Annotated in this window: 4 protein-coding genes; 2 read left to right on the top strand and 2 right to left on the bottom strand. The window is 44.8% G+C overall.

Annotated features, from left to right (window positions below):
• The first annotated feature begins 260 nt into the window (after positions 1–260).
• A complete protein-coding gene (locus QT990_RS07605; RefSeq protein WP_333465108.1) occupies positions 261–5,633 on the top strand; it encodes an AAA family ATPase in 5,373 nt (1,790 codons plus the stop codon).
• Between the two features lie 129 nt (positions 5,634–5,762).
• On the opposite strand, the gene QT990_RS07600 is transcribed toward QT990_RS07605, so the two are convergent.
• Both QT990_RS07600 and QT990_RS07595 read right to left on the bottom strand, forming a co-directional pair.
• Entirely contained in the window at positions 5,763–7,985 is a 2,223-nt protein-coding gene (locus QT990_RS07600) for a PAS domain S-box protein (protein ID WP_333465091.1), read from the bottom strand.
• A 412-nt stretch (positions 7,986–8,397) separates the two neighbouring features.
• Positions 8,398–9,876, bottom strand: a complete 1,479-nt coding sequence (locus QT990_RS07595) for a leucyl aminopeptidase (protein ID WP_333465090.1) — start codon at positions 9,874–9,876, stop codon at positions 8,398–8,400.
• Positions 9,877–10,214: 338 nt separating this feature from the next.
• On the opposite strand from QT990_RS07595, the gene QT990_RS07590 reads away from it, so the two are divergent.
• On the top strand, positions 10,215–12,413 hold the full coding sequence (locus QT990_RS07590; RefSeq protein ID WP_333465089.1) for a transglycosylase SLT domain-containing protein: 2,199 nt from the start codon (positions 10,215–10,217) through the stop codon (positions 12,411–12,413).
• Positions 12,414–12,782: the final 369 nt, after the last annotated feature.

The following is a 12,782-nucleotide window of genomic DNA, read 5'->3' as shown; positions in this document are numbered from 1 at the left end:
ATTTGATATTTGAGATTGCTCGCACGGATGAGTCCGAGGGGTTGTGATTAGGATGGGGAGCTTTTTTCACAGGTACACGGATGAATCCGGATGATTGTGACCACATTGCTTTTGGTCAAATAATAGTTGATAAACATTGGGAAAAAATTACAGTTAATTCTGTCCCTAGCGAGGGTGCAGAGTTGGCGATCGCTATCTTTGTCACATAATAAAATATAATGGAAGGGAAGGTTTTAATTTAACTGTTGTATAAACGAGTTATGGATGCGATCGCCAATTTGTCAGGTTATCAGATTACAGAGCAACTTTATGTAGGTACACGTACCCTAGTCTATCGAGGCATCCGTACCCGTGACCAATACCCAGTCGTCATCAAACTGCTGCGAAACGAATACCCGACCTTCAACGAGCTCATCCAGTTTCGCAACCAATACACCATTGCCAAAAATCTCGACTTCCCTCACATCGTCAAACCCCTGACGCTGGAAGTATACCAGAATAGCTATGCCCTAGTAATGGAGGACTTTGGCGGAGTCTCCCTATCTACTTATCTCCAAACAGCAACAAATCAAACCCAACCATCTCAAGCTTTACCTTTAGCAGAATTTCTCCAACTCGCCATACAACTAACAGACATTATTCAGTATCTCTACCAAAACCGAGTCATTCACAAAGATATTAAACCCGCTAATATTCTCATTAATCCCGACACCAAACAAATTCAACTAATTGACTTTAGTATTGCATCCCTCCTACCACGAGAAACCCAAGAAATCCAGAATCCGAATATTTTAGAAGGAACATTAGCCTATCTCTCCCCCGAACAAACAGGACGGATGAATCGAGGCATTGACTATCGTAGTGACTTTTATTCCCTGGGTGTGACCTTTTATGAATTGTTAACAGGGCAGTTGCCATTTATCTCTGATGATCCGATGAAACTGGTGCATTGTCACCTCGCTAAACAGTCGAAACCGATCCATCTAATAAATCCAGAAGTTCCCATAATTTTATCAAAAATTGTCAGTAAGCTGATGGCGAAAAATGCCGAAAAACGCTATCAAAGTGCATTAGGACTAAAGCACGATTTAGAAAAGTGTTTATTTCAGTTACAAAAAACAGCCAAGATAGAAGATTTTGAACTCGGAAAGCGAGATATTAGCGATCGCTTTACTATCCCCGAAAAGCTCTACGGTAGAGAAAAAGAAGTTGCTCAACTATTAGCTGCCTTTGAGCGAGTCAGCACAGGTAGCACCGAAATGATGCTAGTAGCAGGTTTTTCTGGAATTGGGAAAACCGCCGTTGTCAATGAAGTTCATAAACCCATTGTCCGTCAGCGCGGTTATTTTATCAAAGGCAAATACGATCAATTTCAACGCAACATTCCCTTCAGTGCCTTTGTGCAAGCTTTTCGCGACTTAATGGGTCAATTACTATCAGAATCTGATACCGAACTGCAAACATGGAAAACCCAGATTTTAGCAGCAGTGGGAGACAGCGGACAAGTCTTGATTGACGTGATTCCTGAGTTAGAAGGCATAATTGGCGCTCAACTTCCTGCAACAGAATTGTCAGCAAGTGCCTCCCAAAATCGCTTTAATCTGCTAATGCAGAAATTTGTGCAAGTTTTCACGAGCAAAGAACATCCTTTAGTGATGTTTTTGGATGACTTGCAATGGGCGGATTCAGCATCCCTGAATTTGCTACAATTATTGATGCTCGATACAGGATATTTATTAGTATTGGGGGCCTATCGAGATAATGAAGTTTGGCCCGTGCATCCATTTATCTTAAGAGTGGATGAGATAGTTAAAACGGGGGCAACAGTGAATACAATTACTTTGGAACCGTTAAGCGAACTAGATATGAATTTGTTGGTGGCGGATACGCTGAATTGCGAATCATCACTTGCCCAACCTTTGACAACATTAGTCTATCTAAAAACTCAGGGTAATCCTTTCTTTGCAACTCAGTTTCTCAAGACATTACATGACGAGCAGCTAATTAGCTTTAACTGGGAGATTCGGCATTGGCAGTGTGATATTGCCCAAGTGAAAGCCTTAGCTATCACTGATGATGTCGTTGAATTCATGGCGTTGCAATTGCAGAAGCTGCCCAAAGGAACTCAGTATGTTCTCACATTAGCTGCTTGTATAGGATCACAGTTTGATTTGAATACGTTAGTAATTGTCAGTGAGAAATCTGCTGGAATGATGGCTACGGCTTTATGGAAAGCATTACAGGAAGGTTTGGTGATTCCCACGACCAAAATCTATAAGTTCTTTACCGAATCGGATAGTGATGAAGTTTTCAAGGCTTCAGCTAATCCAACTTATCGATTTTTACACGATCGCGTCCAGCAAGCCGCATATTCGCTAATTCCCGATTCACAGAAAAAAGCAACGCATCTCAAAATCGGACAATTACTTCAGCAAAATTCTTCAAAAATAGAGCTAGAGGAAAAACTGTTTGATATCGTCGGGCATTTGAATCGAGGAATTGAGTTAATCACCCAAGCGAGCGAACGGGAAGCCTTAGCTCAACTTAACTTAGAAGCCGGTTGTAAAGCCAGAAATTCAACCGCCTACACGGCAGCCAGAGTTTATCTGCAAACAGGCATTGATCTACTAACAGCCAACTGCTGGCAAAGCCAGTATGAATTAACCCTGAACCTCTATGTTGCGGCTGCCGAAGCTGCCTATTTGAATGCTGACTTTGACAGCATGGAAGAGATAGCAGCACAAGTGTTGCAAGCAGCCCAGACAATCTTAGACAAAATCAAAATTTACGAAATTCAAATCGCTGCCGAGACAGCACAGAGCAAGTCACTAGAAGCCATTGCAGTAGCAAGAGATGCACTCTGGCAATTGGGCATTGAATTACCCACCGCACCTGACGAAGCCTTGATTAGCCAAGCGCTACAAGCCGTTGCTAGCCAACTCCAAGGTAGAACGATTGAGGAACTGGTGGATCTGCCTGTGATGAGTGCTCCTCAGACTCAGGCAGCTATGCCAATATTGGCCATGTTATTTGCACCCATTCTCCAGGGAATTCCAGGCTTAGTGCCCCTACTTAGCTCCACGATGGTAAGTTTATCGCTCTCCTTTGGGAATGCACCCGCATCGACGGTGGGCTATGCGATTCACGGACTTGTATTAAGTGCTTTTTTGGGAGAGGCAAAAACGGGCTATAGCTTTGGTAAATTGGCACTCTCATTGCTCGATCGGGTCAATTCACGAGAATTTAAGTGCATTACTCATAATATGTTTGGGGCATTTATTCAGCATCATCAAAATGCTATGAGGGCAGGGCTACCAACGCTGAAAGAGGGCTTTATAGCTGGCATGGAAACGGGCGATTTTCTTAACGCTGGCTACAACATAGCTACTTACAGCTACATCAACTTTTACGGTGGGGTAGAACTGGATACTTGGGAACCGGAACTGGCTGTCTACAGTGCTACCTTGGCTCAGGTGAAGCAATATTCGGCTCGGACTTATTTGCATATGGAGCGGCAGATGTTGCATAACTTGAGGGAAGTCGTCAACCAGCCGGATTGCTTAATCGGAACTGCCTATGATGAAACGGTGATGATTCCTAAGCACTATCAGGATCGTGAATTCAGTGCGATCGCTCTTGTCTACATTTACAAACTGCTGCTTGCCTACTCATGGGGCAATTATCCGGCTGCCTTAAACCACATTGGTCAAGTCAAGCCGTATGTGATGGCATTATCGGGATTGGTTCATGTTCCTGCTTTCCATTTCTATGCAGCCCTGACGCATCTGGCAGTGTTTTCCACACAGCCAGAAACCGAGCAAGCTGAAACTCTCGCCCTAGTGGAAACCCATCAAACGACTCTGCACCAGTGGGCGCAAAATGCTCCTATGAATCATCTGCATAAGTGGTATTTAGTTGAAGCAGAACGGCAGCGGGTTTTGGGTTACAAGGCCGATGCACTTTCCATGTACGATCGCGCGATCTCCCTCGCTAAAGAAAATCTATTCCTCAACGAAGAAGCCCTCGCCAACGAACTAGCAGCGAAATTCTACTTGGAATGGGGCAAAGAAAAAGTAGCTCAAGCCTACATGATTGAAGCGTATTATTGTTATGCCCGCTGGGGAGCTAAAGCCAAAATAGACGATTTGGAAAAACGTTATCCTCGCCTACTCGGTATTATCCTTCAGCAAGCTCAATCCTTTAGTTCCTTTAAAGAAACGATCGCCCGGGGAACGATTACTTCTACTCACTCTTCTAGCAGCAACTCTGAATTTCTCGATTTGCCTACTCTGATCCAAGCCTCTCAAGCCATTTCTGGGGAGATTGAACTAGATAAACTCCTGACTACTCTTTTAAAAATAGCGATCGCGAATGCTGGCGCCACTAAGTGTGTCTTATTGCTCAAACAAAAACAGTATTTACAGGTAGCGGCGCTTGTAGCAGAGGGACAGGAACCTGAGCTATTACCATCAATACCTCTAGAATCAAGTAAGGATGTAGCAATTAGTTTGGTTAACACTGTCAAGCGCAGTTTGAAACCTTTGGTAATAGTTGATGCTAGGGTAAGTTCCCAGGTTGGGAGCGATCGCTATATTGAACAGCACCAGCCGATCAGTGTTCTTTGTATTCCAATTCTTAATCAAGGGCAGTTGATAGGAGTTTTCTATCTGGAAAATAACCTGACGGTTGGGGCATTTACGAGCGATCGCATTGAGGTGCTAAATTTGCTGGCTTCTCAAGCTGCTATTTCCTTAGAAAATGCCCGTTTGTATCAAGAATCTCAACAAGCATTTACAGCTCTCAAGCAGGCACAAATAACAATAGTTCAAAGCGAAAAAATGTCAGCCTTGGGAAACTTAGTGGCTGGGGTGGCTCACGAAATTAATAATCCAGTTGGTTTTTTGGTTGGTAATATTCAACCCGCCTTAGATTATATCAAAGATTTGTTTGGATTGCTCGATTTGTATGAACAAAAATATCCGCAACTCGATCCAGAGATTCAAGAAGAAATCGAGAACATCGATCTGGAATACATCCGGGAAGATTTACCGAAATTAGTAGGTTCGATGCGGGAAGGCGTGAAGCGGATTCGGGATATTAGTACCAGTCTACGGACATTCTCCCGTGCGGATACTAACTATCCCGTAGCTTGCAATATCCACGATGGCATCGATAGCACCATTATGATCCTGAAACATCGCCTCAAGGCTAACGATACTCGTCCAGAAATCAAAGTAATTAGGGAATATGGGAATTTGCCACCCGTGGAGTGCTATGCCGGACAGTTGAATCAAGTATTTATGAATTTGTTAGGTAATGCGATCGATGCTTTGGAGGAATCAAATCAAGGAAGACATTATGCAGAAATCGCCAATCAAATTACCATTAGAACCGACATTTGTAGCGACAAAAAACAAGCTATAATTTGCATCAAAGATAACGGGGTGGGCATGAGTGAAGTAGTGCAAGAGAAGATTTTTGATGAGTTATTTACTACCAAGGAAGTAGGGAAAGGTACGGGGTTGGGATTGGCGATCGCACGGCAGATTGTGGTTGAAAAACACGGCGGTATGCTCGATGTCAACTCAACTTTAGGTATAGGTACAGAATTTATAATTTCACTGCCATGTTGATTATTACCTTGGTAATTTATAGCCAATTTTTGGATTTTTCTTGAAAAGTGAATTTTTTTTACCGCCCACTTGACAATTTATAGCGATCGATAACGTCTGCCCAAGTCTTGATACTTCCGTCGCACTAATTCATAAAGGAATCTCGATCGCAAATTCCGTACCTTCTCCAACGGTGGAACGGCAGCTTAAGGCTCCGGCGTGTTTTTCCGCGACAATTCGGTAACTGATGGCTAACCCCAAACCAGTGCCTTTTCCCATCGGTTTTGTCGTGAAAAACGGGTCAAATAATCGGCTCCGCACGTCTTCTGTCATGCCGATCGCATTATCGGAAATGCGGATGCAAATACTATTTTCGTTCAGGGCTTCTGTGCGAATGCTAATAGTTGGTTTCCAATCGTCGCCGCCGACTGCCGCTCGCCTTTTTTGGTTGCAAGCATCTTCCAAGGCGTCAATACTATTGCTAAGCAGGTTCATAAATACCTGATTTAGCTGACCTGCATAACATTCAATTAAAGGGATTTTACCATAATCTTTGATTACTTTAATTTCGGGATAGTCGCCTCTGGCGCGAAGTTTGTTGTGTAAAATTAGGAGGGTATTGTCTATGCCTTCGTGAAGGTTTGTAGGCTTTTTTACTGAGTCGTCTAAACGCGAGAAATTTCGCAAGCTCAGAACTATTTCGCGAATGCGATCTGCTCCCATTTTCATCGAAGATAATATTTTTAGTAAATCTTCTCTCAAAAATTCTAAATCGATATTGTCAATACATTCTTGAACTTCTACCACGGGCTGAGGATAGTGTTTTTGATAAAGTTCCACAAGCTGCAACAAGTCTCGGATATATTGGCTGGCGTAGGAAATATTGCCGTAGATAAAACTGACAGGGTTATTAATTTCGTGAGCTACTCCAGCTACCATTTGACCGAGACTTGACATTTTTTCGGTATGAATTAGGTGAGCTTGAGTTTCTCGAAGTTCTTTGAGAGCGATTTCTAGCTGCTGGGCTCTGTTGTTGGCGATCGCCTCGGAGAGCCGCAAAGCATCCTCCGCTGCTTTGCGCTCTGTTATGTCAAAAATGGCGCCGTTGAGGGATAAAACTTCACCGTCTGCGTTGAAAAGGGCTTGGCCTTTCTCTACAACCCACCGCACATTTCCGTCGCAGTGAATTAGGCGATATTCGATGATGTAAGGTTGTTTTGTCTTAATAGCCCGATCGATAATTGTCTCGATCTGCTCAACGTCATCGGGATGAACTATACTCGGAAAAGCCTGCACCGGTTTTTGCATAAAGTTAGCAGCAGGATAGCCGGAAATAGCTTCTATGCCACTGCTGATAAAAGTTACGCTCGATCGCCCCGCAGCACTGCACCGATAAACCGCACCGGGAATGTTAGAAACTAATGACCTAAATTCTTCTTCCCTTTCTCGCAAAGCTGCCTCAATCCGCTTGCGTTCGCTAATGTCGCGAGCAAACGCGCACTGATATTCTTTGCCATTAAATTCCAAATGGTTGATTGTGATTTCTACCGGAAAAATGCGACCGTACTTAGTGAGGTGGTGAACTTCAATATTCACCGAACCGCAGCGTTTTAAGACTTTCCAGTGCAAACTCCAAGCAGTTTGGGGAAAATCTGGATTGATGTCATGCACCGTCATCGAGAGCAATTCTGCTTCAGAATATCCCAATGAAGTGCAAGCAGCGTCGTTGACGTACAAAAATTTACCGTCGGGCCCGATCCAGAATATCGCATCTGCCGATCGGTCGATCGCAAATTGAGTCAGTTGCAACTTTTCCTCAACCCGGTGGCGATCGGCAATTTCTTTTTCTAACTGTTCATTAAGCGAATTGAGAGCTAAAGCGCGATCGACAATAGTATCTGAAGGGTAAAAATTGAGCGCTTGTTTTGCCAATTCTCCTTTCTCGATATCATGTTGGGGCAGATTTTGTTCTACCTCTTTTAACGATATTTGTTGAAATTTTTCTTTTTGATTTAAACCAGACTCGGTAAGTGCTTTCGGCATGAGGGCGAGGGCGATTGCGGCTAAAAGCCAAGAAATCAAAGCACTTGCAGCTTTGAGAGTTACCGACAGCCAATATATGGAATGCCAAAGCGTCCAAACTTCCGTCAATTTAGCCGCGCCCCAAGCAAAAAAAACAACGGCAAACAGCCGGAAAATCTTGCGGTGAGAACCTTGGCGGGTAAAATAAACTAAAGATAGGGCGATCGAGCAATAAGCCAGTGCCGTCAGCGAGTCAAAAACAGCGTACAGTCGCAACTCCGGCACCAGGTTGCAGGCGAGTGTAGAAGATAAAGCAAGTGTGGAAAAAAAAATTGTTAATTGTTCTTGCATAAAGTTCAAGAAAAAAATTATCTGTACCAATGCAAATCAGATCAAATCTAATTATTTGATTTCGGCTAATGAAATATTTACATAATTATATACTTTTTTCATTTTTTATGAAACAGCTATTTTTTCAGGAAATGTCAAAACAGTCGAGGTGGGGCCCTGGGAACGAAGCTTTGCCCAAGTATGAGCAATGGGGAGCCTCACGGCTAGCAACGCTTACGTTGCTCCCTGTGACGGAATACATAGGTTCGCGTACTGATTGCTTCCGAAACATTTAAATTGTTAATGATCCCTATTAAATTTTCTTTTAGATGACTTAAGCAGTGAGCCAGCGGTTAAAAACCCCTGGCTCACAGATGGACTAGCAGACTTTTAAGGCAGAGAAAATGTCAATTCTTCCGCTGGAAATCCACAATTAAGCACCGCCCAGCACCCAATGCACCAAAGTGCGAACTCCAAAACCGGTAGCCCCAGGGCCATTGTAGCCATTTTCTTTGTCAGTCCAAACCGGGCCGGCAATATCTAAATGCGCCCAAGCAGTATCCTTTACAAACTGCTTCAAAAATAGCGCCGCCGTAATCGAACCGCCGGGACGTGGGCCTGTGTTTTTCATGTCGGCGTGCAATGCTTTCAAGCCTTCAAAATATTTTTCTTCCATCGGCATTCGCCAAAATTTTTCGCCTGCCAATTCTGAGGCGGCGACTATTTCGGCGGCGACGCTATCTTGAGGACTCCACAAACCCGCGATATCGTCGCCTAAAGCAATTACGCAGGCCCCGGTTAGAGTTGCTAAATCGACAATTGCGTCAACTCCCAATTTATCAGCAAATACCAAAGCATCAGCCAGGGTTAAACGACCTTCAGCGTCGGTATTGTTGACTTCAATTGTTTTGCCGTTGGAAGCTGTGAGGATGTCTCCAGGGCGCATGGCGCGGCCGCTGATCATGTTTTCAGTGACGGCGCTGATAAAGTGAACTTCCACATCTGGTTTGATGTGTCCGATCGCCTTTGCTGCTCCAAAAGTAGCCGCAGCGCCGCCCATATCTACTTTCATCATTTCAATGCCGCTGCCCGCACCTTTGATGTTCAAACCGCCAGAATCAAAGGTCAATCCTTTGCCGACAATTGCTATTTTGCGGCGCGGTGTGCCTTCGGGTTTGTAAGTTAAATGGATGAATTTAGGGGGTAAATCAGATGCTAGGGCTACGCCGAGAAATGCTCCCATTCCTAGTTTTTCACAGTCTTCCCGCTCCAATATTTCTAATTCTAAACCGCATTCGGCAGCTAGACTTTGAGCGGTTTCTGCCATTGTAATCGGGGTGACAAAATTTGCCGGCGCTGCGACTAATTCCCGTGCTAAAATGACTCCGGCAGTGATTTGGCGGGCGCGGACGATCGCACTTTCGGTACCGGCAAAACCAAGCAAATGAATTTGTTCGAGTTGCGGGCTTTTGTCTTCCTTTTCCGATTTGAAACGGTTGTCTTGATTCAGGGAGAGTTCTACACCTTCGGCGATGGCGCTGGCTGTAGAATCCGGCGCGTTTTTCCACACCGGAAAGCTAATTCCGAGGGTTTTGCATTTCTCTTTTTTGGCTAACTTGGCGCAAACGCCCGCAGCTTGCCGCACGGTGTCTAATTTTAAGTCCTCTGTTTTGCCCAAACCTACGATCGCAATTTTGCGAATGGGATTATTGCCGCCGACGCGGGTGATGGCGCTCGTACCCACTTGGCCCTTAAAATCTACTTCCAGTAGCAGCTCTTTCAAAGTGCCTGCCAGCTTTTCATCTAATTGTGCCAGATCGCCGGTGAGTTCCAAGCCGTCCTCAAATAGACCAATTGCCAGGGCGTCTCCTGTCCAAACAGAGCGGGGCGTATCGGTGACTAGAAATTCCATGTTTTGATTTACACTTTAGATTTTAGATTTTTGATTGTACTTTGTACTGGGTGGTTTGGGCTTTTTTCTTGGTGCGGGGAAATAGATCGATCGCACAAATTCTCCGCTCCACATCAAAATAAATTCTGCTACTATATCAGCCAAGTCCGCCTGCGATCGGATCTTCCACCAATCTCAATCATCTGTTTGGGGGTCTGCTGTCCGTTTTTGCCCCACTATTAACATTTATTTCTCCTTGAACAGGCATCCTGCCTGTGATGGCGTAGAACACCCATCCTGCCTGTGATGGCTCTTGACAAACGATCGGTTCTCTATATCTTATTCTCTTAAATTTTCCCATGCTAAAACGACGCCGGGCCCGATTTTCTGTTTTAATCAGCGTTTCAGTTTGCGTTATTGCGATCGGCTCTTTGGTTGCTGCGATGAAATGGATGGGTTTTGGCTCGGTCCAAAAGGCTCAGCAGCCCCAGAATGCAGCGAATTCCGAATCGCAAGTCAAGATGCTGGTGTCGCTGTCACCGAGCGAGCGATCGGCGAAATTAGTTGAACTCGCAACCAGTCAGTCTGCAAGTACGAACCCGCAGCAAGAAATCTCCCCTCAAAGCCGCGCCCGCTACCTGCTTGCCAGCGATTTAATTCAGCAAGGAAATGCGGCCAAAGCATTAAAGTTATTGGACAAATTAGAGCAAGAATATCCGGTTTTAGCTGCTCACATTGCCCTAAAAAGGGCGCAAGCTTACCAATTAAGCGGCGACAAAGGCAAAACTCAAAAAGCTTGGGAGGAACTGCTCAAAAACTATCCGAACGACCCGGTAGCAGCGGAAGCTTTATATGTTTTAGGCAAGTCAAAACCGGAATATTGGCAACAGGCAATTAGTGAATTTCCTGGTCATCCCCGCAGCGTAGAAATTGCCCTCCGCAAGTTAAAAGAAAATCCCAATCAGCCGCAGTTGATGCTGCTCGTAGCAAAACACGGTCATTATGTCAAAGATTACGGGACAATTTTGGAACAACTGGTGCAGCGAAACAGCGCCGGTTTGAAACCGGAAGATTGGGAAGAAATTGCCTTTGGCTATTGGGAAAAACAAAATTACGGCAAAGGAGCTATTGCTTACGGGAAAGCTCCCCGCAACGCCAAAAATCTTTACCGCAAAGCTCGCGGTTTGTGGCTCGACGGAAAAATCCCGGAATCGAGAATTGCCTATCAAGAATTAGTGCGCGAGTTTCCCGATGCCGAAGATACTGGTTTGGGTTTAATTCGGCTGTCGCGGCTGAGCGAACCGAAAGAAGCGATCGTTTTGCTCGATCGAGTTATTAGCAAATTCCCCAATTATGCCCCCGAAGCTTTGTTAGATAAATCGCAAATTCTAGACAAAGCACGCAGTGGTCAAGCCGCCTCAGATACCCGGAAGTTGCTCTTGACAAAATACAATAATTCTGATAAAGCCGGCGAATTGCGGTGGACGATCGCACAGCAGTTTGCCAAAGGCGGAGATTTAAAATCAGCTTGGCAGTGGGCGAGAGAATTAACCACCCACAATCCCGACAGCGAACAAGCTCCCGAAGCAGCATTTTGGGTCGGGAAATGGGCACAGCAACTCGGCCGCCAACAAGACGCCAAGACTGCGTTTGACTACACGATCTTACGCTATCCAGAATCATATTTTGCGTGGCGATCGGCTGTACTTCTCGGCTGGCCCGTAGGCGACTTTACCACAGTCCGAGATTTGTCTCCCAATGTAGCGCAGCCCCCTCAGCGCCCCGAACCAACTGCCGGTTCTCCTGCGTTGAAAGAACTCTATCAATTAGGTCAAGATAGAGATGCTTGGACGCTGTGGCAAGTAGAATTTATCGACCGCGTAGAACCAAGTATTGCCGAACAGTTTACAGACGGTTTAATGCGAGTAGCAGTCGGAGACAATTTAGACGGTTTGTGGATGGTTGGGAGTTTGCGGCAGCGCGATAAACCCGATGATAGAACCCAATACCTCGAACTCAGACAGCAACCGATTTATTGGCAAGCACTTTATCCTTTTCCTTACTTAGAAACCATTGTCAAATGGTCAAAAGAACGCACAATAAATCCCGTATTAGTAACTGCATTAATCCGGCAAGAATCGCGGTTTATGCCCGCTATCAAATCATCAGTTGGCGCTACCGGTTTAATGCAAGTAATGCCGGAAACAGGAGCTTGGGTTGCTCAACAAATCAGCCTCAAAAAGTATTCATTGGAGAATGTGGACGACAACGTTAAACTCGGTACGTGGTATTTGGATCACACTCACGACGAGTACAAAAATAACTCGATGTTAGCTGTGGCGAGTTATAATGCCGGGCCAAATGCAGTAGCAGATTGGTTGAAGAGGTTTAGTTTTAGTGATCCGGATGCTTTTGCGGAAAAGATTCCGTTTCCTGAAACCAAAGGATACGTGAAATCGGTGTTTGAGAATTACTGGAATTATCTGCGGATTTACAATCCAGAAGTTAATCAGTTAATGAGTGAGCATTATGCGGCTGCTCAGAAAAAAGCAAAGTGAATTATTCGTGGTGTGGGGGCGGGTTTATCTAAATTGTTGGTAATTGTTAGATATTTTTGGTGGAACCCGCCCTACAAAATATGGTTTCCTAGGGGCGGGTTCCACCAACCATAATCGCCCCAAACAAACAATCTCAAAAACCCGCCCCCAGCCAACAAACAATCATCATTTACATTGGGGAATTTAATGCAAATATCAGGTTAATGTGAATTATTCGTGGTGTGGGGGCGGGTTTATCTAAATTGTTGGTAATCCTTAGATATTTTTGGTGGAACCCGCCCCTACAAAATAGGGTTTCCTAGGGGCGGGTTCCACCAACCATAATCGCCCCAAACAAACAATCTCAAAAACCCGCCCCCAGCCAACAAA

The organism is Microcoleus sp. T3_B1, from assembly GCF_036700445.1.
Taxonomy (GTDB): domain Bacteria; phylum Cyanobacteriota; class Cyanobacteriia; order Cyanobacteriales; family Microcoleaceae; genus Microcoleus.
Note: the sequence above shows the minus strand (reverse complement) of the source record. Positions and strands in the feature narration are given on the sequence as shown.

Excerpts from the sequence above, each read along its gene's own strand:
- QT990_RS07605 (WP_333465108.1), top strand. The coding sequence starts at position 261 with ATGGATGCGATCGCCAATTTGTCAGGTTATCAGATTACAGAGCAACTT.
- QT990_RS07600 (WP_333465091.1), bottom strand. The coding sequence starts at position 7,985 with ATGCAAGAACAATTAACAATTTTTTTTTCCACACTTGCTTTATCTTCT.
- QT990_RS07595 (WP_333465090.1), bottom strand. The coding sequence starts at position 9,876 with ATGGAATTTCTAGTCACCGATACGCCCCGCTCTGTTTGGACAGGAGAC.
- QT990_RS07590 (WP_333465089.1), top strand. The coding sequence starts at position 10,215 with ATGCTAAAACGACGCCGGGCCCGATTTTCTGTTTTAATCAGCGTTTCA.